Raw genomic sequence first — 21,023 nt, 5'->3', positions numbered from 1 at the left:
AAGTCGCATAGGTTGATTTAATGGCGAAACTACGCCATTTCTCGGGCTGTTTGGGCCTAGAATGCGGAACATTTAACTGCCATGTGGCAAGGAAATAGAGACTGGATTATGTGGAACTTTCAGCAAATAACGCAATCGTGCATTGCACCATTAATGCTCATTTCGTGTGTCGCAGGTGCAGCATTTCCTGCTCAGGCAGGCAATAATCCGGCGGATCCGTCCAAAGTGGTGCGTGTGGCGCTGGAAGCAGCGGATGATGGTTTCGACATGGTGCGCACCTATAACGCCTATTCCAGCTGGGTCAGCGAAGCCATTTTTGAACGCTTGCTGACTTATGACTATCTGGCGCGCCCATCCAAGCTGGTGCCCGGAACGGCAGAGGCGATGCCAGAAGTCAGCGATGGCGGCAAGACCTACGTTTTCCATATCAAGAAGGGAATTTATTTTTCTCCTGACCCGGCTTTCAAGGGCGTACGCCGTGAGCTGACCGCCGCAGACTATGCGTATATCTTCAAACGCACTCTCGATCCGAAGAACCGCTCGCCCAATGCCAACGTATTGCAGGGCAAGATCAGCGGCATGGATGAGCTGATCGCCAATGCGAAAAAAACCGGCAAATTCGACTACGACGCTCCGGTCAGCGGTTTGCAGACGCCCGACCGTTATACCTTGAAGATAACGCTCACGGCTCCGGACTACAATTTCCTGTACATCATGGGATTCATCGCCCTGGGTGCGCAAGCGCGTGAAGTTGTGGACGCCTATGGCGACCAGATCCAAGCCCATCCGGTCGGCACCGGCCCTTACATGCTGGAACAGTACGTACCGCGCAGCAAAATCGTTTTGGTCGCCAACCCCGAATACCGCGGCTATACCTGGGACTTCAAATCGTCCGGCTCGGCCTGGGACGATCAGCTGGTGCACGATATGAAGGGCAAGAAAATGCCGCAGGTCGGGCGCGTCGAAATCAGCATCATCGAGGAAGAGCAATCGCGCTGGCTAGCCTTCCAGGGCAAACAGATCGATTTTGACTACCTGCCCCAGGCGGCCGCCCCGACCGTTCTCGACGGCAAAAAACTGAAGCAATCCTTCATTGACGAAGGCATTCGCCTCGACACCATCACTGAAGCAGGCGTGGTCTACACCTTCCTGAACTACAGGGATCCATTGATTGGCGGCAACAGCCTGGAAAAAAATGCCCTGCGGCGTGCGATTGCGATGGCTTATAACATTGACGATGAAATCAGCCAGGCGCGCCTCGGCCTGGCGGTAAAAGCACAAATGGCGATCCCTGAAGGCGTGGTTGGCCATGACCCCAGCTACCGCAACAGCATCGCCTACGATCCGGTGCTGGCAAACAAATTGCTTGACCGCTTCAACTATAAGCGCGGCGTCGACGGTTACCGCACCCTGCCGGACGGTAAACCGCTGACCTTGAAAATTGCGACGGAAGCAAACGCAATCGGCACGGTTTTCTCAGAGATCTGGAAGCGCGGACTCGACAAGATTGGTATTCGCGCCGAATTCAAGGTGAGCAATTTTGCCGACAACCTGAAGGCCGCAACCGAATGCAAACTGATGATGTGGAATGGCTCGTGGAATGCGGACTACCCGGAAGGCGACAACTTCATGCAACTGCTGTACGGCCCGAATGTAGGACAAGGAAATAATGGCTGCTATAGCTCGCCAGCCTATGACGCCCTGTATGTCAAGGCCAAGGCCTTGCCTCCGGGACCGGAGCGCAATCAGCTGTATATCGACATGAGCCGCCAGATGGAAGCCGACACCGCCTGGGTGCTGACAACGTCGCGTTTGCGCAACTGGATGATACGGCCGTGGATCAAGGGCTTCAAGCGCCACCCTATCCTGCAGGCGGACTGGGAGTACCTCGATGTTGAAAAACACTGAGCGCCTATCTATCTTTTTGCGCCGGATTCTGTAGTATGCCGCCTTAACCTGGAACGTACGGTCGGCATCGGCCCCAAAAACTAAACAAAACAGGAGACAACCCACATGAACAGGTTTCAACTTAGCAGAGCAGGCGTACACTATTCCATCTTGACGGATTGCTAAGCAAAAATCAGTACCAGTCGCGCATTCGCTACCCGCAATAGTGCGCGATGTCATTGGAAATGACACTATTTTGGCTGAAGATAAGCAATCTTAAGCACAAGAAAATAATCACCTGCTCAAAAGGCAATGAAAATGCATCGTAAATTATCGAATCTGCTTGGCTTAAAAAAAGTATTGATAGGGCAAATGCTGGTGGTCGCGGCGTTTGCAGGCAGCGCCGGCGCTGCCACCAGCACCAATCCGGCCGACCCGTCGAAAGTGATCAAGATGGGCTTCGAAGCAGCCGACGACGGCTTCGACATGATCCGGACTGCGAATTTCTATTCCGGCTGGGTCAGCGAGGTCATCTACGAAACCCTGCTCACCTATGATTACTTGGCCAGGCCGGCCAAACTGGTGCCGCAGACCGCGGAAGCCATGCCGGAAATCAGCGAAGACGGCAAGACCTATACCTTCCACATCAAAAAAGGCATTTACTTTTCTCCCGACCCGGCATTCAAGGGTGTACGCAGAGAACTGACCGCTGAAGACTATATATATACATTCAAGCGCGTTCTCGATCCGCAAAGCCGTTCGGTACACGCTAGTTTCCTGGCAGGCAAGATCGTCGGCCTCGACGACCTCGCCGCCCAGGCGCAAAAAAGCGGCCACTTCAATTACGATGCCCCGGTTGCCGGCTTGCAGGCGCCAGACCGCTACACCTTGCGCGTCACCCTCAACGCCAAGGACTACAACTTCCTGAATATCATGGCTTATTCTGCCTTCGGTGCAGTGGCCCAGGAAGTCATCAGCACCTACGGCGCGCAAAGCGGACAGCATCCGGTCGGCACCGGCCCATACATGCTGCAAACCTATGTCCCGCGCAGCAAGATCGTGCTGGTCGCCAATCCTGAATACCGCGGCTTTACCTGGGACTTCAAGCCGTCCTCCGACGCCATCGACAAGCAAATCGTCAAAGACATGCAGGGCAAGAGGATGCCTCAGGTCGGCAGGGTCGAGATCAACATCATAGAAGAAGAGCAATCGCGCTGGCTGGCGTTCCAGGGCAAGCAGATCGACTTCGACAAGATGCCGCAACTGGCTGCCCCGACAGTATTGGACGGCGACAAGCTGAAGCCGGAATACGCAGAACAAGGCATCCAGCTGCAGCGCGTGGTTGACGCCGGCGTTACCTACACCGTAATGAACTATAAGGATCCGACCATCGGCGGCAACAGCCTCGACCGGATCGCCCTGCGGCGCGCAATCACCATGGTGTACGACAACAAGCAGGAAGTTTCCATCTTGCGCAACGGCCAGGCCACCAAGCTGGAAATGTTCATTCCGCCAGGCGTGGTCGGCTACGATCCGACTTACCGCAACAGCGTCGCCTACGATCCGGCGCTGGCCAACAAGCTGCTGGATCATTTCGGCTACAAACGCGGCGCCGATGGCTACCGCACCATGCCGGACGGCAAACCGCTGCTGCTGAAATTCACGCGCGAGCAAGCGGTGTTCTACCAGGAAATGTCGGAACTGTGGAAACGCGGCCTGGACAAGATCGGCATCCGCTCCGAATTCATCATCAATAATTTCGCCGACAACCTGAAAGCCGCCACCCAGTGCAAGCTGATGCTGTGGGGCGCCGCTTGGATGGCCGACTATCCGGAAGGGCAGAATTTCATGCAATTGCTGTATGGCCCGAATGTCGGCCAAGGCAATCATGGCTGCTATAGCTCGCCAACCTACGACGCACTGTACCAAAAAGCCATTGCCTTGCCGCCCGGCCCTGAGCGCAACCAGCTCTACCTGCAGATGAATCGACAGATCGAAGCCGACTCGGCCGTGGTGGTGAACACTACCCGCATCCGCAGCTGGCTGGCGCGTCCATGGGTCAAGGGCTTCAAGAAGCACCCGATCCTGCACGCCGAATGGCAGTACATCGACGTCGACAAACACTAAGCCGCCTATTCAGTAATAGACAAGACACCCTGCTCCGGCAAGCCTTATCAGCCTGCCGCAGTCCCGATTTAGCTAGAGATTTATGAAGGAGACAAATGGTATGAACTCGCTTTGGTTACGCGGGATATTGGTTGCGTGTTTAGCGTGCGCCCTGCCGATGCATGCATCGGCCGCGGCGGCGCCGACCTCGCCAGCTGATCCCGACAAGGTATTGCGCTTCGTCTTCGTGGCGCCGGAAACCGGTTTCGATCCGGCCGTCACGCGCGACTTGTATTCGCAACTGGTGAACCAGTCGGTATTTGAAACGCTGTTCGCCTACGAATACCTGGCGCGCCCGGCCAAGCTGATGCCTTCGGCAGCGGCGGCCTTGCCGGAAGTCAGCGCCGACGGCATGACATACACCATCCATCTGAAAAAAGGCATCTACTTTGCCGATGATCCGGTGTTCAACGGCAAGAAGCGCGAACTGACCATGGCCGATTTCGTCTATTCGTGGAAACGCCTGTTCGATCCGCAGCTGGCTTCGCCGCAAACCTGGCTGCTGGAAGGCAAAGTAGTCGGCCTCGACGAAGTTGCCACGCAAGCCAAGAAAACCGGCCATTTCGACTACGACGCCAATGTCCCCGGTTTCGAGCTGCTGGACCGCTATACCCTGCGCATCCACTTGAAACAACCCGATTTCAACCTCGGCATGATCCTGGCGCACCAGCCGACCAGCGCCGTGGCGCGTGAAGTCATCGAAAAATACCGCGATGCCCAGGGCACCGTGATGGGGCATCCGGTCGGTACCGGCCCCTACATCCTGAGCCAATGGATACGCGGCTCGCGCATGGTGTTGACCGCCAACCCGGATTTCCGCGGCTACACCTGGGATTTCCAGCCTAGCAGCGATCCTGGCGATGCCGCCATCGTGGCCAAGATGAAGGGCAAGCGCATGCCACAGATCGGCCGCGTCGAAATCAGCGTGATGGTGGAAGACCAGTCGCGCTTGCTGGCGTTCGAAGGCGACGAAGTCGACATCACTGAACTGCAGGGCCCGCTGGCTCCGCAAGTCATGGCCGGCGGCAAGCTGAAACCGGAATTCGTCAAGCGCGGCGTGCAATTGTCGCGCATCGTCGATCCTGAAATCAGCTATTTCTACTGGAATATGCAAGACCCGGTCTTGGGCGGCATGAGCAAGGAAAAGATCGCCCTGCGCCGCGCCATCGCCATGGCGCACAACGTGCGTGAAGAAATCAAGGTAGTCTGGAACGACGAAGCGATTCCGCTGGAATACCCGATCCCGCCAGGCGTGGTCGGCTACGATCCGGATTACAAGAGCAGCATCCAGTACGAACCGGAAGTCGCCAATGCCCTGCTCGACAAGTTCGGCTACAAGATCGGCAAGGATGGCTACCGCAACCTGCCGGACGGCAAGCCGCTGACAGTGCGCTATTCCGCCCGCGCCGACTCCAACGGCCAGCAGCAGTCGGAAATGTGGAAGAAGACCTACGACACCATCCACATCCGCATGGTCGGCGACCTGAAAACCTTCCCTGACCTGCTCAAGGCGGAAAAAGAGTGCCAGCTGCAGACCCGCACTGCGCCATGGATCGCCGACTATCCTGACGGCGACAACTTCATGCAGCTGTTCTACGGCCCGAACGTCGGCCAGAACAACAACGGCTGCGTCAAGATCCCCGAATACGATGTGCTGTACGCCGCCTCGCAAAAGCTGCCGGCCGGCCCGGAACGCGATGTCCTCTATCACAAGATGGCGCGCATCCTGGAAGTCGATTCGCCGTCGCGCATCGGCTACGCCCGCTACCGCAACATGATCGCGCAGCCGCGTGTGATCGGCTACAAGAAGCATCCGGTCATGCCGACCGAATGGATGTATTTCGATATCGAAAAACGCACTAAATAAACACGCGGAGCGGGACGGCACAATGCCTCCCGCCTGCCCCCAATCACTGTTAATTTTCACTCGGCCCATATTTGAGGTAATGCATGAAAACATCGTCACTTTTCTTGCCGGTCACCACAGCGTTTTTCACGCTGATGATGAACCAGGCAGTCGCGCAAGGCGCACAGCGGCCCCTGATCCCGCTGCTGCAGGCGGACCAGATCCCCACTCTCTGCAGCAACACCCTGGATGGCCTGCGCAAGCGCGTCACCATGCTGGAGAAACTGCCGCCGGCCCATGCCAAAGACAGCAAGAAAGTGCTGACCGAGTGGAACGACCTGCAAATCGCGCTGGAAGACCTGCAAGGCCCGGTCGACATCCTCAACAACGTTTCGCCTGACGCAAAAGTCCGCAGCACCACCGAAGCCTGCCTGATCGAAACCAACAAGTTCGCCACCGACCTGCTGCAAAGCGAAAAGCTGTATGCCCGCTTCAAGGCTATCCAGCCGACCGACCCGATCGAACAGAAGCTACGCCAGGACATCCTGTACAGCTTTGACGACACCGGCGTTTCCCTGCCGCCTGAAAAGCGCGCCCGCATGAAGGAAATCCTCGACAAGCTGGGCGAGCTGAGCCAGGAGTTCGCGCGCAACATCCGCGACAACAACCAGAAACTGACTTTCACGCCAGCCGAACTGCAAGGCATGCCAGCCGCTTACCTGGCCCGCGCCAAGCGCGACGACAAGGGCAACTACCTGCTCGGCTTCGAGTATCCGGATTACAAGCCTTTCATGGAATCGGCGGATAACGCCGATGCGCGCCGCCGCTACCAGATCGCCTTCGCCAACCATGGCACGCCGAAGAACCTGGAAATCCTGAAACAAGCCATGGATCTACGCCATGAAATGGCTGGCCTGTTCGGCCTGCCTAGCTATGCCGACCTGGTGACCCGCCGCCGCATGGTCAAGAATCCGCAAACCGTGGAAAAATTCCTGACCGAAGTACAGACCGCGGTCACTCAGCTGGAACAAAAGGAAATCGAAGAACTGCGCGTGTTCAAATCGGAAACGCTGAAGACGCCGCTGGCCGAGACCAAGCTGGACCGCTGGGATTCGGAATACTGGCAACAGAAGATCAAGCAGGCGCGCTACAACGTCGACCAGGAAGCCCTGCGCAAGTACTTCTCTAGCGAAGCCGCGGTGCCTTGGATCCTGCATGTTTCCGGCACCCTCTACGGCGTCGAATTCAAGCGCGTCGAAGTCCCGGTCTGGGATCCTGAAGTCCAGTACTACGACGTCATCGACAGCAAGAGCAAAGAACGCATCGCCGGTATCTATCTCGACCTCTATCCGCGCGAAGGCAAATACGGCCACGCTGCTGCCTGGGGCACGCGCGGCGTCAGCACGCTGGCGCAGCGCACGCCGATCTCTACCCTGGTCACCAACCTCGACCGCAACGGCTTGAACAGCGACGAGCTGGAAACCCTGGTGCATGAATTCGGCCACGTGCTGCACGGCGTTCTCTCGCATACCAAATATGTCGCGCAAGCCGGCACCAATGTCGAACTCGACTTTGTCGAAGCGCCGTCGCAGATGTATGAAGAGTGGGCCCGCCGCAAAGAATCGCTGACCTTGCTGGCCGGCTTCTGCAAGACCGCCTGCCCGACCATCGACGACGCTCTGCTGGGCCGCCTGACCGCCGCCCACAACTACGGCCGCGGCATACGCTATGCGCGTCAGTTGCTGTACGCGAGCTACGACATGACCATCCACAACGACCAGGCTGCTAAAGAACAGCCGCTGGCAGTCTGGCAGCAGATGGAAGGCGCGACGCCGCTGGGCTACGTCCCGGGCACTGAATTCCCAGGCCAGTTCGGCCACCTGATGGGCGGCTACGCAGCCGGCTACTACGGCTACATGTGGTCGGAAGTGCTGGCGCTGGACATGCTGTCGCGCTATAACGGTAAGCTGATGAATCCGGAAGTCGGCCATCTGTATCGTAAAGACATCCTTTCCCGCGGCGCTGAAAAGCCGGCCGGCGAAATGGTCAGCACCTTCCTCGGCCGCGAGCCGAACAGCAAGGCATTCTTTGACGAAATTTCAGGCCAGCGCCTGCATTGAGCCAGACTAAGGAACCATCATGACCGCTTATATCCTGCGCCGACTCTGGCAAATGCTGCCGACCATGCTCGGCGTCATCGTACTGGTATTTTTCCTGTTCAACTGGGTCGGGGGCGACCCGGCCTACATCCTGGCAGGGAAGATGTCGAACCCGCAACAGATCGCCAACATCCGCACCCAGCTCGGCATCGACCAGCCTTACTACATCCAGCTGTGGATCTTCATCAAGCAGATCGTCACCTTCAACTTCGGCACCAGCTGGAGCACTGGAGAATCGGTCGCCAACGTGATCCTGACCCGTCTTGGCCCGTCCATGACCGTGCTGATCCCGCTGACCATCCTGGAAACCCTGATCGCCGTGGCGCTGGCGCTGGCCGTGGCATTCGTGCGCGGCTCCAAGACTGACCGCGCGGTGATGGTGGCTTGTACTGTCGGCATGTCGATCAGTATCCTGGTCTACATCATCCTGTTCCAATACTGGTTCGCCTACAAGCTGGGCATGTTCCCGGTGCAGGGTTGGGGCAACAGCTTCTGGGAAAACCTGTTCCACTACTCGGCCCTGCCGATCCTGATCATGCTGGCGGTGAGTATCGCTCCCAGCTTGCGCCTGTACCGTACTTTCGTGCTGGATGAAGTCAACCAGGACTACGTCCGCACCGCACGCGCCAAGGGCGTCAAGGAACGCCGCATCCTGTGGGTGCACGTATTGCGCAATGCTGCCATCCCGATCATCACCAACGTCATGTCGAACCTGCCAGCCCTGCTGATCGGCGCCTTCCTGATCGAGCGCTTCTTCTCGATTCCAGGCATCGGCCGCGAAGTGATCCTGGCAGTCGAACGCAGCGATTTCCCGGTGATCAAGGCGATCACGATCTATGTCGCCGCCGCCACCATGATATTCAACCTGTTGACTGACTTGCTGTACCAAGCTGTCGACCCACGCGTTCAACTGAAGTAGGAGCCGCCATGACTCAAAGTATACATTCGGCCCCTACCCAAGCGGCGCCGGCAAACACAGTAGCACTCAACGCTGCTGCGCAGACTCACTCCCCAGGCCTGTGGGCGCTGGCCTGGCGCCGCCTGCGCGCTGACCGCGTGGCGATGGCGGCGATGGCCGTGGTCGGCCTCTACCTGATCATGCTGGCCATGTCCGCCAGCGGCCTGATCGCTAGCGACTGGTCGAAGGAAGTCGGCGTCAACTATGCACCGCCGACTTTCCTCGGCGCGCAAACCGACGCCGAACGCGGCTTCGCCGACAACGATGCAGCGGTGGAAGCAGCGCCGCCGGAAAATCCGGTGGATCCGCTGCGCGACATCCTGCGTGACCTGCGCAAGAACGGCACCGCGGCAGCACCGCCGCCGGTGATCGCCAACGACTACGGCATCGCCGATCCGCTGGCCACCGAAATGGCGGAAATCCGCGCCGAGCTGGCTAAGAAAGGCAGCAGCGCCACCTTGATCCGCAAGCAGACGCTGCCGTTCGGCGCCGACAAGTGGGGTCACGACATTATCAAGAAAACCATCAAGGGCGCGGAAACCTCGATCATCGTCGGCCTGGTCTCGGCCTTGCTGGCGGTGGCGCTCGGCACCATCTTCGGCGCAGTCTCCGGTTACTTCGGCGGCTGGATCGACGATGCCTTCAACTGGTTCTACAGCATCTTCACTTCCATTCCCTATCTGCTTCTGATCCTGGCGGTGGCCGCGGTGCTGCAGCAAAAAGGCGTGACGGCGATCGTGCTGATTCTCGGCCTGACCGGCTGGACCGGCACCTACCGCCTGATCCGTGCTGAATACATGAAGCACAAGTCGCGTGAATATGTGATGGCAGCGGACGCTATCGGCGCCAGCCACTGGAGCAAGATGTTCGGCCATATTTTCCCTAATGTCAGCCACGTCTCGCTGGTGCAGCTGTCGATCTCGGTGGTCGGCTTCATCAAGTCGGAAGTGATCTTGAGCTTCCTCGGTTTCGGCGTGCCGGTCGGCGTCGTCTCCTGGGGCAGCATGCTGAACGAAGCGCAAAACGAATTAATTCTGGGTAAGTGGTGGCAACTGGCGGCTGCGAGTATCGCCATGGCGATCCTGGTGACGGCGTTCTCGCTGTTCACCGATGCGCTGCGCGACGCCCTCGATCCGAAGCTGAAATAGGAGACATCATGGATTCCAGTAACCTCAACAAACAAGACAGCGCACAGCCTTTACTGCGCGTGCGTGACCTGCGCGTCAGTTTCCGCAGCGATAAAAAAACCATGGTGGAGACCGTCAAGGGCATTTCCTTCGACATTCCGCACAACACAACCGTAGCCCTGGTGGGCGAATCCGGCAGCGGCAAATCGGTCAGTTCGCTGGCCGTGATGGGCCTGCTGCCGAAGGACAATTCCAGCATCGCGCCTACCAGCGTGATCGAGTTCGAAGGCCGCAACCTGCTGGCGATGTCGCCGGACGAGCGGCGCGACATGTGCGGCAAGGAAATCTCGATGATTTTCCAGGAGCCGATGACTTCGCTTAACCCAGTCTTCACGGTCGGCTTCCAGATCGCCGAAGTACTGCAGCTGCACATGGGCATGAACGCCAAGCAGGCGCGGGCCCGCGCCATTGCCCTGCTGGAGGAAGTCGGGATTCCTTCGCCGGCCACCAAGATCGACGCCTATCCAAGCCAGATGTCGGGCGGCCAGCAGCAACGCGTGATGATCGCCATGGCGATTGCCTGCGAACCGAAACTGCTGATTGCCGATGAACCGACCACTGCGCTGGACGTCACCATCCAGAAACAGATCATCGATCTCATTGAAGCGCTGCGCAAGCGCCACAAGATGTCGGTGCTGTTCATCACCCATGACCTGGCGCTGGTCGGTGAAATCGCCGACGAAGTGATCGTCATGCGACATGGCGAAGTGCGGGAAAAGGGCGATGTCCGGCAAATCTTTGAAGCGCCGCAAGATCCTTATACCAAAGCGCTGCTGATGTGCCGCCCTTCCCTCGATACCCGTCCATGGCGATTGCCGGTGATCAGCGACTATATGAACAACGGCGTGAACGGCGGCAGCGGCGCCGAGCTCGACCTGCGCGAACGCACACGCGGCTGCAGCGGCCAGGAAGACACCTTGCTGGACGTGCGCAACCTGGGCAAGAGCTTCTATTTCCGCGAAGGCCTGTTCGGCCGCAAGGAATTCAAGGCGGTGCAGGATGTCTCCTTCAAGCTGGCGCGCGGCAAGACCCTTGGTGTGGTGGGCGAATCCGGCTCCGGCAAGACCACGGTCGGCCTGACCCTGATGCGTTTGCACCAGGCTACCGCCGGCCAGGCGCTGTTCGAAGGCAAGGACATCATCGGCATGTCCAACAAGGATTTCATGGCCTACAAGCGCCGTATCCAGATCATCTTCCAGAACCCGTACGCCTCGCTCAATCCGCGCTTCACCATCGGCCAGATCCTGCTGGAACCGATGCGCATCCACCAGATCGGCAGCGACGACAACGAGCGCACCGAAATGGCGATGCAGCTGCTGCAAAAAGTCGGCTTACCGCAGCAGGCCTACCACCGCTATCCGCATGAATTCTCCGGCGGCCAGCGGCAGCGCATCGCGATTGCACGCTGCCTGACCCTGCGCCCGGAAATCCTGGTGTGCGACGAGTCGGTGTCGGCGCTGGACGTCTCGGTGCAAGCGCAGGTGCTGAACTTGCTGCAAGACTTGCAGGAAGAGTTCGGCATGAGCTACATTTTCATCTCGCATGATCTGTCGGTAGTCAAATACCTGGCCGACCAGGTGATGGTGATGCATCAGGGTAAGGTGGTGGAACTGGCCAATTCGGACGAGCTGTACCACAACCCGACGCATGCCTACACGCGCCAGTTGCTGAGCGCGATTCCACGTGGCCTGCAGAACTAAGTAAGCTAGCCGGTCTCTCATCGAGACCTTAAGCGGGGTGCGAGCGGCGCTGCAAGGCGCGGTTTGCACCCCGTTCCCGTTTACGGCCATGGATTGATTGACGCGGCGATTCTTTCGTTATAGCGTGCCAGCACCCACAACAGGAATGGATATCTGGCGCCATGTACAAAATCAAGCTCAAGGCGGAAACCATCGTCGTCGCCGCCGACCTGGTCGGCACCTTGGTGTTCGCCATCGAAGGCGCGCTGAGCGCGATGCGTGGCGGCCTCGACCTGCTGGGCGTGATGGTGATTTCCTTCGTCGCTGCCTTGGGCGGCGGCGTCATCCGCGACCTGCTAATAGGCGCCACGCCGCCAAATGCGATCCGCGACTGGCGCTATCCGGTGCTGACTTTCCTGGCCGGCTTCTTTACCTTTGTATTTCATTCGACGGTACAGGCATTTCCACCGGAATGGATGCTGGTGCTGGACGCCGCCGGCCTGGCGCTGTTTGCCGTCGCCGGGGTAGAGAAAGCCATGCTGTTCGGCATCCGGCCGTTTATCGCCATGCTGATGGGAACCGTCACCGCGGTAGGCGGCGGCGTAGTGCGGGACATCCTGTTGTCGCGCGTGCCTGCGGTGCTGCAAGTGGATATCTACGCCACGGCAGCCTTCTTTGGCGCGCTGGTGGTGCTGGCTGCGCGCCGCCTCGGCTTGTCGCCTGGCGCCGCGGCATTCGTTGGCGGAGCAGCTTGCTTTACGCTGCGCATGGTGGCGGTGACGCGCGGCTGGCATCTGCCGCGCGCCTAGGATGGCCATCATTCTCCTGGCACTGCTGTTTTGGGAACTGACTTTACCTTACGTCAAGCGAAGTTTCCCTGAATAGCCAGATGGCGACCAGCACGATCCAGATAGCTTGCACCAGAATAACCAAGCCGAATCCGTGCGCATTCATCTGGATGTGCCCACCCAGCACGGCAATCAGCCCGCACAGCCCGACAATGCTGCCGGCGACACCCAGGACTATTGTCTTTTTCCCCATATGTGTCAGCGCTATCGACCACAGGATAAATGCACATGATGCGCCGGCAACATACACTTTCGCCAGCGCCTGGTTCAGCTGAAAATTGTAATGCAGCGCCATCATCAGCAATTGCCGCTTGCTGTCGTCGACATTGATTGCTTCCTGAGCCAGGCTGGAAGCGATCAGGCCGTCAGCCACCGCCGCCAGCATGACGGCTATCGATGCAAAACAATAGACAATGAACGCGCTTAGTGCACCAATGTTGTTCCAGCCGATGCGGCTGGATATGCCAAAAGCTCCCAACAAAGTGACCGGAATGCTTGCCAGGCCGAGCACATGCGTCACAGTATTAATGTAATTAACATGTGTAATGGATTCTGCCGAAGCATGCAGATCAAAACTGGTCGGGTGAATCGCCATGGTAAGCATGGCGGCCAGCATACCGATAATCAGGGCCGTCGCATGAATTCGTTGATTCGTCATATTTACTTTTCCAGTTGAACAAAAGGGAGGATGGGATTGCTTTGCGATAACATAGGAGTCACGAGTATTTCGCCAAAGGCGCGTGACTTCAATGGACAGGTCTAAATTTATGTCTGATATCGAACAAAAATCAGCTTCTGTTCAGGAACACGTGGATTTGCGTTCACGCCGCAGCCGCCACGATATCAATGCTGCCCTGGCCACGCTCCTGCTGCGCCGTTCGTACGACGCCATCCGCGTCAGCGATATTGCAAAAAAGGCAGCCGTCGGCAGAGGCACGTTTTACGCCCATTTCGACAGCAAGGACGAACTGCTCCGAACCCAGCTGGAAGGCGTTCTGGAGCGCCACATTTTGGTATCGACGGAGCTGCCGGGACTACTGGATGCAACCAGCCTGTTCGCTCATCTGCGCGAGGTACCGCAAATGTATTCAGCATTGATGAACGGCGCAGGCGGTCCGGCGGTATCGCGCATGGCGCAGGAAATACTGGAGCGAAGGATAAACGCCATCCTGGACGCCCGCGAGGAATTGCCGGCCAGCCTGCACGGACGCTTCATTTCGGCGTCCTTGTTCACGGTGCTGGCATGGTGGAGCGAGAACGGCATGTTGCAGACGCCCGCGGAAATGCAGTCGATTTTTGCAGAGCTGTGCACTACCGCGTTCACAAAGAAAGCCTTGTAATCCAACCGTGCTTTTATTGCAGCGCATCGAGGAACTATTCATGACTCAGTATCTGATTTTCTTGCTAGCCTTTGCCGCCTCGGCAGCATTGCCGGGACCGGAAATCGCCGCCCTGCTGTCGCGCTCTCTTGCCGGCGGCTGGCGCAGCAGCCTGCCGCTGGCGAGCGGCATCATCATCGGCAAGCTGATCATGCTGAGCGCCGCCGTTATCGGACTGAGCGCCTTGCTGGCGATCCTCGGACCAGCTTTCGTCACACTGAAATATGCGGGTGCGGCCTATCTGGTATGGCTAGGCATCAAAAAATGGCGCGCAGCCGGCCAGGCATTGCCGAGCGCCGCCAATGCGCCAGCCACTGGCATAATCGTCGAGATCGGACTCGGGCTGGCAATGACCGTCACCAATCCGCTGGCAATCGCCTTTTACATGGCGCTGCTGCCGGGCGTGATCAACGTCGCCGGCGTCAGCTGGCCGAGTTACCTGATCCTGTGCGGCATCATCGCCGGTGCAATGCTGGCTATCGTGCTGGCTTACGGCTTGCTGGCCGAACTGGCGCGCAAGATGTTCCGCTCTGCGCACGCCAAAGCCAGGCTCGAGCGCGCCTCGGGCGGCATGATGGTTGGTGTCGGCATCGTGCTGGCGGCACGCTAAGCGCAGGCCGTCAAGATCATGGGATCGCAAGAGAACAAGGCAATTTATGCATGGCGCATGCACAAAGTGCAGGCGCATATCGACCAGCATCTGGACCAGGTCCTGGAACTGGCCATGCTGGCCGAAGTCGCGCATTTCTCTGCGTTTCATTTCCACCGCCTGTTCGCCGCCTGGATGGGCGAAACCTTCGGCGACTACCTGCGTCGGCGCCGCCTCGAGGTAGCTGCATTGCGGCTGATCGCCCAGCCGGCGGCGCCGGTGCTGGATATCGCCATATCGGTCGGCTTCGGCTCGGCGGAGGCGTTTGCGCGGGCGTTCAAGGGCCGCTTCGGCTGCACCGCCACCGAGTGGCGCCAGGGACAGGCCGGCCGCTGGGCCAGCCAGCTGCAAGCGCTGCGCCGCCAGGACGAGGCGCAAAAAGGCAATCCTGGTCAGCCGCTTCGCAAGCAGGATCAGGACAGCCGCGACGGCCCGGCAGATCATGAGAACTCCCGACAACCCGTTATGGAGATTCCCATGAAAGTCCAAGTGATTCAACGGCCTGAAGTCAAGATCGCCTACCTGCGCTACATTGGCCCCTACGGCCAGCCGATTTCGGAATTCTGGGTCAATGTGGTCAGCCCCTGGATGAGCACCAACAATCTGATCGGCAAGCCGCGCTACGGCATCAGCCACGACGATCCGGGCATCACCAGTGCCGACAAGTGCCGCTACGATGCCTGTGTCGAAGTACCTGCCGATTTTGTCGCCAGCGGTCCCAGCTTCACTGCCACCATCCCCGGCGGCAGCTACGCCATCACGCGCTACCGCGGCACTGGCCGCGACATCGGCGACAGCTGGACCGGCTTGCTGCGCGACTGGCTGCCGGCCAGCGGCATGCAGCTCGATGCCCGCCCCTGCTTCGAGTACTACCCGACAGACGCCGCCTACGAAGCAGCAAGCGGCAACTTCGAGTGCGACATCTGCATTCCCGTAGTGCCGCTCTGAAGCGGCGCAGCGCCGACCGCATGCTTCGTCAGCCAACGAAGCATATGGCCGGCTTTCGGGCCTATACTGCTATCCTGGCAATGCACAACGGCTGCCAGTCATCGCAGGAGGTCCGCCCATGTCGCCGCAACCGAATATCTCATCCGTCGCTTTCCTGATTGCCGATCCGGCACGCGCTGCCATGCTGATGGCGTTGGTCAACGGCAGCGCGATGCCGGCCGGCGAACTGGCCCACGCGGCGGGGGTGACCGCGCAAACCGCCAGCGCGCACCTGGCGAAGATGCTGCATGGCGGCTTGCTCAGCTGCGAGCAGCAAGGCCGGCATCGCTACTATCGCCTGGCCGATCTGCATGTCGCCGCCGCCATCGAGCAGCTCGCCGCTATCAGTTCGCTCGATGCCGTCAGGCGCAAACCCTTGAACCGCGCACAGCGCGATCTGCGTTTTGCCCGCTGCTGCTACGACCACCTGGCGGGACAGCTGGGCGTGGCCGTAACCCAGGCGTTGCAGCAGCGCCGCTTCATCGCAGCGGGTCCGGACAAACAATTCGAACTGTCGCCAGCCGGCAGCGCCTGGTTTGCCGCGATCGGGGTTGATGTCGGCGCGCTCAAGCCGACCCGCAACGGACTGGCCCGCCAATGCCTGGACTGGACCGAACGCAGCCATCATCTGGCCGGGCCGCTGGGCGTGGAACTGATGAACGCATTATGTGTTGCTGGCTGGCTGCGGCGCACAAAATCGTCGCGCGCGATGCAAATCACGCAGAAGGGATGGGCGGGCTTGAAAGCGCAGCTCGATATCGATGAAAGCATGCTGACAGCCGCCGCCGGCATGCAGCAGTAAAGTTGCAAACAAAGTACATGCACAAGAAATATCATATCCGCCCGGCGCTTGAAGCAGACGCTGCCATCCTATGTGCGGCGGAGCGGCGCATCGCCGAGACGCCGGGCCGGCTGGTTTCACATCCTGATGAATTGAAAGAAACCGCTTATGCCGAGAAAATCCGGGCGCTAGCGGATATCGGCTGCTATCTGGTGGCGGAAAAAGACGGTGTGATAGTCGGCCATGCGGTGCTCGAACCGGTGGCTTCGCGCCTGTCGCTGGCGCACGTCTACACGCTCGGCAGCATGGTGGTGCATAGCGGTGCGGACGGCCAGGGAGCCGGCAGCGCACTGATGCGGGCGCTGCTGCAATGGGCGCAACAGCAGCCGCATATAGAAAGAATCGAGCTGCGCGTACGCGAACAAAACACGGCAGCGCGGCGCCTGTATGAAAAATTCGGCTTTGTGCTCGAAGGCCGCTTTGACAAGCGCATCAAGCTGGCGGACGGCAGTTATCTGACCGACTTGATGATGGCCTGGTTTGCGCCGCTCCCGCCAGCGAGCAGTACTACCCCGCAGCGACCCGCTTGACCGCTTCCTGCACGGCTTGCAGCAGCAGTTCCTCCAGGCGATTCACCGCCGGGCCCGTTATCGTCTGCGCACGATAGAGCGACAACCCGATTGCCGGCAAGCGCGGCAAACCGGCCTCCTGCGGATCGAGGATGCGCAGGCTGGCCGGCATGCCGATCGGCGTCCGCACAGTGAGCCCGAGCCCGGCCGCCGAGGCCGCCCACAAGGCCGACAGGCTGGCGCTGGTGAAGGCATGGCGCCAGGCGATCCCGGCCGCATCCAGCGCATTCGACGCCATGTCGCGCAGCAGACAGGGCGCATCCAGCAGCACCAGTGAAACCGGCGCACCTGCCGCCGCCAGCTCTTGCTCCTCGGCCGACAGGTTCCAGCCGGGACCGTTGTGCGCCGGACCGATCCAGCACAGCGGCAAGTCGGCGACCCGTTCGCCATTCAGCGCCGGTGCGCTGCTCTCCCACAGCAAGGCAAGATCGATGCGGCCCATCGTCACGCGTTCGCGCAAGTCGCTGCTGCGGGCGACGCAAACTTCGATCCTGACCTTGGGATGGGCACGCATGAAGCGCCCCAGTACCGACGACAGCAGCGCCTCGCCGAAATCCTCTTGTAAACCCAGCCTGACTTCCCCTTCCAGCTCGATCCCGCGCACCGCACTGGCGGTTTCATCGTTCAATTCCAGCAGGCGTCGCGCATAGCCGAGCAGGGTCTGGCCGGCCTCGGTCAGCGCCAGGCCGCGCCCGGCTTTGCGGAAAATCGGCGCGCCGGCCTGTTCTTCCAGTTTTTTCAGCTGGGCGCTCACCGCCGAGGTAGAGCGTCCCAGCCGGTCGGCCGCCTTGGCAAAGCTGCCGAGGTCGATGCCGGTGGTGAAGGTGCGCAGCACATCCAGGTCAAAGCTGATTTGTCGCATATTAATCGTCCTGTTTTTCAAAACAATCGATTCAAAACTATCTGATATTCAAAAGTATCGCGCAAAGCGATACTTGCTGCAAGCAGTTAAAAAGCAAGCGCATTTCCATTCGCCCTTGTCCCTTTGTCAGCCTATATCTCACTGGAGAATTTCGATGTTCCACTCTGCAGGCTTCACCAATAACCGCCGCCATCGCTGGAAAGTGCTGGGCGTCGGCGTGGCGGCAAACGCCAGCTTTTCCGCCGCTTTCAGTGGCATTCCGATTACTGCAGTGTTGATACGTTCAAGTTATCATTTAAGCAATTCAGAGCTAGGCCTGGTGCTGGGCCTGATGGGCCTGGGCATTGCTATCAGCGAATTGCCTTGGGGCTTGCTGACCGACCGTTGGGGCGATCGCCCGGTACTGCTGACCGGCCTCGCCGCTACCGCCGCGGCGCTGGCATTGATGGCCCTGTTCGTTGCGCCTGTCGCCGGACACATACCCGCCCTGCCGCTGCTGGCTGCAGGACTGTTGCTGGTCGGCCTGCTGGGCGGCAGCGTCAACGGCTCCAGCGGCCGTGCGGTGATGACCTGGTTCGGCGAAAGCGAACGCGGCATGGCCATGAGCATCCGCCAGACCGCCGTGCCTATGGGCGGCGCCGCCGGCGCCCTGATCCTGCCGGCGCTGGCCGCCCACTTCGGCTTCGGCGCCGTGTACGGCGTGCTCGCCTTGTTCTGCTTGGTGACCTTGTTCTTCACTTGGCTGTGGCTGCACGAACCAGCCGCGGCGCCGGTGGACAAGGCAACCGGCCATGTTGCAAAAGCGGTGATCGCCGGACCGGCGCCGCTCAAGGATCGCAGGCTGTGGAGCATCGTCGCCGCCATCGGCATCCTGTGCGCACCGCAATTCGCGATACTCTCCTTCGGCACGGTTTTCCTGCACGACTTCGGCCATGCCGGCATCGCCGCCATCACTGCGGCCATGGCGACGCTGCAAGGTGGCGCCATGATCATGCGGGTCTGGAGCGGCCGCTGGACTGACCGCAACCGCAATCGCCGCGAGTACCTGCGCTTTTGCACCATCTCGGTTGCGGTCGCCTTTGCCGCACTTGCGGCACTGGTAGCGACAGCCGGACAGCTGCCCGCCGTCGGACCGCTGATGGCGGCGCTGTTGCTCGCGATGCTGGTGATTACCGGCGTCAGCGTCTCGGCCTGGCACGGCGTCGCTTATACCGAACTGGCAACCATTGCCGGCGCCCGCAATGCCGGCACCGCGCTCGGCATGGCAAATACCAGCGTGTTCGTGATGTGCTTCCTGACGCCGCTGGCCCTGCCGCATATCCTGGCACTCGCCAGCTGGTCAGGCGTGTGGTTGCTGGGAAGTGTGCTGGCCTTGATTGCGCTGCCGTTCTTTCCTAAGCCAGTGCAAGCGACGATGGTTTGCCAGGCGGCTTAATACGGCAAGGGGAAAGCTTTAATCGGCGCTGTATTTTTCAAACGGCACGGGCGGCTTGCCCTTGCCGCTTTCAAGCCGCCGGCTTCCCAACACCAGTGCATCGGCGTTCGGATCCTTGCTGTTGTTCATGACCCAGGTTTCGCTGACGCGCTTGTGAAAAATCCAGTCGCGCAACTTGGGGTCGTAGCGAAAAGTAATGAAGTCGGTCCAATGGGAGCCGCAGGCAACGCTGTTTTGTATGGTGAAGTAACGATTCTTGATCGCCAGCCCCTCCTCACCGTCTTCGAACGGATCGCACTGGCCGCCTTCATCAACCGCAAAGATCACATGATCGTTGCGTTTGGCTAGCGTGTATGTGCCGTCGCTATTCTGTATGAAGAGCAGGAGCGGACGGCGTGGCGCTTTACCGGTTTTCTCGGCGATAGTCTTTTCGTCGGATTTGTGTACGGCGACCAGGAAATCTTCCAGCTTGTCGTCGTTCAGCTCCCCGCTCTTGTAGGAAAGCACGGCGTAGCCGGTGGGAATTTGTCCGGCTATGTTTTTGGGCAGCGACTCAGCCTGAGTTGCGGCGCACACGCCACATAGCAGAGCGCAAAGGAATGCATGTTTTCTTGTTGGTGGCATGATCAAATATCGCTCGCATTGATAACCACCTCGATCCGGTGACCGTCTGGATCGACCAGGAATGCGGCATAGTAGTTGTCGCCGTAATCAGGACGTAAGCCCGGCGCGCCATTGTCATGGCCGCCGACACGCAGCGCAGCGGCGTGGAAAGCGTCAACCACCGGCCGCGATGGCGCCGAAAACGCCAGATGAAACCCTGGTCCAGGTGGCACAGCGTCCGCGCGCAGCTTCAGGCAAAGCAGATCTTGGCCGTCGACCAGGCCATAACCGACGGCAGTCTCATCCTCGAATACACGCCGGAAACCCAAGGTGCCAAGAGCGGCGTCGTAGAACGCTCCCGCATGTGCGAGATTGCGAACGCCTAAGGAAATATGGTGAAGCATGTCGACCCCAGGTAAAATAATTCATCTTGATATTTACGCATACACTTATCTTAACCTGCTGCGACCAACAATCCATAACTCATTGCCGCCTTCGTGATAACCATTCGACGCTCCCGCGCAACAGACTTTCCACGCAGCTTTGACATCTGGCAGAGCGCGGTGAAGGCCACGCACAATTTTCTTTCAGAGGCGGATTTTCAAGCACTCTCAATCATCGTCCGCGAACAATATTTCCCCATCGCCCAGCTTTGGATTGCCACGGACGGCCAGGACTACGCCATGGGATTCATGGGACTAACGGAAGAAAATATCGATACCTTGTTTGTTCACGCCGAAGGACGTGGCAGAGGCTATGGCAAAGCGCTGATGCGGCATGCCATTGGCTTGCATCCGAATCTGACGATAGACGTCAACGAGCAAAACGGCGCGGCTTTCGGATTTTATCGGCACATGGGTTTTGTTCAGGTGGGCAGATCGGAAGTTGATAGCGAGGGACGGCCGTATCCGTTGCTACATTTGCGCAGATATGCAGATCGTTAGTCGCCGAGGTGTTCCTCAATCCAC

At 59.3% G+C, this 21,023-nt stretch carries 19 protein-coding genes; 15 read left to right on the top strand and 4 right to left on the bottom strand.

Translation table 11 applies throughout. From position 1 onward, the window contains the following. The first annotated feature begins 153 nt into the window (after window positions 1-153). From CPter91_RS06135 to CPter91_RS06100, 8 genes are all read left to right on the top strand, one after another. On the top strand, window positions 154-1,908 hold the full coding sequence (locus CPter91_RS06135) for an ABC transporter substrate-binding protein (protein WP_236905944.1): 1,755 nt from the start codon (window positions 154-156) through the stop codon (window positions 1,906-1,908). Window positions 1,909-2,205: 297 nt separating this feature from the next. Next, window positions 2,206-4,014 (top strand): ABC transporter substrate-binding protein, encoded by a 1,809-nt coding sequence (locus CPter91_RS06130; RefSeq protein WP_061938321.1) that lies wholly within the window; start codon window positions 2,206-2,208, stop codon window positions 4,012-4,014. A gap of 157 nt (window positions 4,015-4,171) precedes the next feature. Continuing rightward, window positions 4,172-5,920, top strand: coding sequence for an ABC transporter substrate-binding protein (locus CPter91_RS06125; RefSeq protein ID WP_061938318.1), 1,749 nt, complete (start codon window positions 4,172-4,174; stop codon window positions 5,918-5,920). Between the two features lie 83 nt (window positions 5,921-6,003). Then, window positions 6,004-8,019, top strand: coding sequence for a M3 family metallopeptidase (locus tag CPter91_RS06120; protein WP_061938315.1), 2,016 nt, complete (start codon window positions 6,004-6,006; stop codon window positions 8,017-8,019). Window positions 8,020-8,038: 19 nt separating this feature from the next. Then, the gene (locus tag CPter91_RS06115; protein WP_061938311.1) at window positions 8,039-8,977 is read left to right on the top strand and encodes an ABC transporter permease; all 939 of its coding nucleotides are present in this window, start codon (window positions 8,039-8,041) and stop codon (window positions 8,975-8,977) included. An 8-nt stretch (window positions 8,978-8,985) separates the two neighbouring features. Continuing rightward, the gene (locus CPter91_RS06110) at window positions 8,986-10,164 is read left to right on the top strand and encodes an ABC transporter permease (protein WP_248846093.1); all 1,179 of its coding nucleotides are present in this window, start codon (window positions 8,986-8,988) and stop codon (window positions 10,162-10,164) included. 8 nt (window positions 10,165-10,172) lie between these two features. Next, on the top strand, window positions 10,173-11,903 hold the full coding sequence (locus tag CPter91_RS06105) for an ABC transporter ATP-binding protein (protein WP_061938308.1): 1,731 nt from the start codon (window positions 10,173-10,175) through the stop codon (window positions 11,901-11,903). Between the two features lie 161 nt (window positions 11,904-12,064). Continuing rightward, on the top strand, window positions 12,065-12,691 hold the full coding sequence (locus CPter91_RS06100; protein ID WP_205631659.1) for a trimeric intracellular cation channel family protein: 627 nt from the start codon (window positions 12,065-12,067) through the stop codon (window positions 12,689-12,691). A gap of 43 nt (window positions 12,692-12,734) precedes the next feature. On the opposite strand, the gene CPter91_RS06095 is transcribed toward CPter91_RS06100, so the two are convergent. Further along, window positions 12,735-13,346: a hypothetical protein gene (locus tag CPter91_RS06095; RefSeq protein ID WP_061938304.1), complete on the bottom strand. Its 612-nt coding sequence runs from the start codon at window positions 13,344-13,346 to the stop codon at window positions 12,735-12,737. Between the two features lie 133 nt (window positions 13,347-13,479). Here CPter91_RS06095 and CPter91_RS06090 point away from each other — a divergent pair, with 133 nt between their 5' ends. From CPter91_RS06090 to CPter91_RS06070, 5 genes are all read left to right on the top strand, one after another. After that, window positions 13,480-14,070, top strand: a complete 591-nt coding sequence (locus CPter91_RS06090; protein WP_082792638.1) for a TetR/AcrR family transcriptional regulator — start codon at window positions 13,480-13,482, stop codon at window positions 14,068-14,070. A 40-nt stretch (window positions 14,071-14,110) separates the two neighbouring features. Next, window positions 14,111-14,719, top strand: a complete 609-nt coding sequence (locus CPter91_RS06085; RefSeq protein ID WP_061945896.1) for a LysE family translocator — start codon at window positions 14,111-14,113, stop codon at window positions 14,717-14,719. 57 nt (window positions 14,720-14,776) lie between these two features. Beyond that, window positions 14,777-15,706, top strand: a complete 930-nt coding sequence (locus CPter91_RS06080) for an AraC family transcriptional regulator (protein WP_236905943.1) — start codon at window positions 14,777-14,779, stop codon at window positions 15,704-15,706. Window positions 15,707-15,824: 118 nt separating this feature from the next. Next, a complete protein-coding gene (locus tag CPter91_RS06075) occupies window positions 15,825-16,547 on the top strand; it encodes an ArsR/SmtB family transcription factor (RefSeq protein ID WP_061938294.1) in 723 nt (240 codons plus the stop codon). Window positions 16,548-16,564: 17 nt separating this feature from the next. Beyond that, window positions 16,565-17,116 carry a GNAT family N-acetyltransferase gene (locus CPter91_RS06070; RefSeq protein WP_061945895.1) on the top strand — a complete coding sequence of 184 codons (552 nt, stop codon included), beginning with the start codon at window positions 16,565-16,567 and terminating at the stop codon, window positions 17,114-17,116. Here the strand turns inward: CPter91_RS06070 and CPter91_RS06065 are convergent. Then, entirely contained in the window at window positions 17,094-18,017 is a 924-nt protein-coding gene (locus CPter91_RS06065; protein ID WP_061938292.1) for a LysR substrate-binding domain-containing protein, read from the bottom strand. The genes CPter91_RS06070 and CPter91_RS06065 overlap by 23 nt on opposite strands. A 154-nt stretch (window positions 18,018-18,171) precedes the next feature. On the opposite strand from CPter91_RS06065, the gene CPter91_RS06060 reads away from it, so the two are divergent. Next, the gene (locus CPter91_RS06060; RefSeq protein WP_061938289.1) at window positions 18,172-19,452 is read left to right on the top strand and encodes an MFS transporter; all 1,281 of its coding nucleotides are present in this window, start codon (window positions 18,172-18,174) and stop codon (window positions 19,450-19,452) included. Between the two features lie 18 nt (window positions 19,453-19,470). Here CPter91_RS06060 and CPter91_RS06055 read toward each other — a convergent pair whose 3' ends face one another. Further along, a complete protein-coding gene (locus tag CPter91_RS06055) occupies window positions 19,471-20,082 on the bottom strand; it encodes a hypothetical protein (protein WP_205631658.1) in 612 nt (203 codons plus the stop codon). Then, on the bottom strand, window positions 20,079-20,459 hold the full coding sequence (locus CPter91_RS06050) for a VOC family protein (protein WP_061938283.1): 381 nt from the start codon (window positions 20,457-20,459) through the stop codon (window positions 20,079-20,081). Before CPter91_RS06050 ends, CPter91_RS06055 begins: the two co-directional genes overlap by 4 nt. A gap of 93 nt (window positions 20,460-20,552) precedes the next feature. On the opposite strand from CPter91_RS06050, the gene CPter91_RS06045 reads away from it, so the two are divergent. Continuing rightward, window positions 20,553-20,999 (top strand): acetyltransferase, encoded by a 447-nt coding sequence (locus CPter91_RS06045; RefSeq protein WP_061938280.1) that lies wholly within the window; start codon window positions 20,553-20,555, stop codon window positions 20,997-20,999. Window positions 21,000-21,023: the final 24 nt, after the last annotated feature.

It is taken from the genome of Collimonas pratensis (assembly GCF_001584185.1).
Taxonomy (GTDB): domain Bacteria; phylum Pseudomonadota; class Gammaproteobacteria; order Burkholderiales; family Burkholderiaceae_D; genus Collimonas; species Collimonas pratensis.
The sequence above is the reverse complement of the archived record's forward strand: the minus strand, read 5'-3'. Positions and strand labels throughout refer to the sequence as shown.

Excerpts from the sequence above, each read along its gene's own strand:
- CPter91_RS06105 (WP_061938308.1), top strand. The coding sequence starts at position 10,173 with ATGGATTCCAGTAACCTCAACAAACAAGACAGCGCACAGCCTTTACTG.
- CPter91_RS06070 (WP_061945895.1), top strand. The coding sequence starts at position 16,565 with ATGCACAAGAAATATCATATCCGCCCGGCGCTTGAAGCAGACGCTGCC.
- CPter91_RS06120 (WP_061938315.1), top strand. The coding sequence starts at position 6,004 with ATGAAAACATCGTCACTTTTCTTGCCGGTCACCACAGCGTTTTTCACG.
- CPter91_RS06050 (WP_061938283.1), bottom strand. The coding sequence starts at position 20,459 with ATGCTTCACCATATTTCCTTAGGCGTTCGCAATCTCGCACATGCGGGA.
- CPter91_RS06135 (WP_236905944.1), top strand. The coding sequence starts at position 154 with ATGCTCATTTCGTGTGTCGCAGGTGCAGCATTTCCTGCTCAGGCAGGC.
- CPter91_RS06085 (WP_061945896.1), top strand. The coding sequence starts at position 14,111 with ATGACTCAGTATCTGATTTTCTTGCTAGCCTTTGCCGCCTCGGCAGCA.
- CPter91_RS06100 (WP_205631659.1), top strand. The coding sequence starts at position 12,065 with ATGTACAAAATCAAGCTCAAGGCGGAAACCATCGTCGTCGCCGCCGAC.
- CPter91_RS06080 (WP_236905943.1), top strand. The coding sequence starts at position 14,777 with ATGCACAAAGTGCAGGCGCATATCGACCAGCATCTGGACCAGGTCCTG.
- CPter91_RS06095 (WP_061938304.1), bottom strand. The coding sequence starts at position 13,346 with ATGCTGGCCGCCATGCTTACCATGGCGATTCACCCGACCAGTTTTGAT.
- CPter91_RS06065 (WP_061938292.1), bottom strand. The coding sequence starts at position 18,017 with ATGCGACAAATCAGCTTTGACCTGGATGTGCTGCGCACCTTCACCACC.
- CPter91_RS06130 (WP_061938321.1), top strand. The coding sequence starts at position 2,206 with ATGCATCGTAAATTATCGAATCTGCTTGGCTTAAAAAAAGTATTGATA.
- CPter91_RS06060 (WP_061938289.1), top strand. The coding sequence starts at position 18,172 with ATGTTCCACTCTGCAGGCTTCACCAATAACCGCCGCCATCGCTGGAAA.
- CPter91_RS06115 (WP_061938311.1), top strand. The coding sequence starts at position 8,039 with ATGACCGCTTATATCCTGCGCCGACTCTGGCAAATGCTGCCGACCATG.
- CPter91_RS06125 (WP_061938318.1), top strand. The coding sequence starts at position 4,172 with ATGCATGCATCGGCCGCGGCGGCGCCGACCTCGCCAGCTGATCCCGAC.
- CPter91_RS06075 (WP_061938294.1), top strand. The coding sequence starts at position 15,825 with ATGTCGCCGCAACCGAATATCTCATCCGTCGCTTTCCTGATTGCCGAT.
- CPter91_RS06090 (WP_082792638.1), top strand. The coding sequence starts at position 13,480 with ATGGACAGGTCTAAATTTATGTCTGATATCGAACAAAAATCAGCTTCT.
- CPter91_RS06110 (WP_248846093.1), top strand. The coding sequence starts at position 8,986 with ATGACTCAAAGTATACATTCGGCCCCTACCCAAGCGGCGCCGGCAAAC.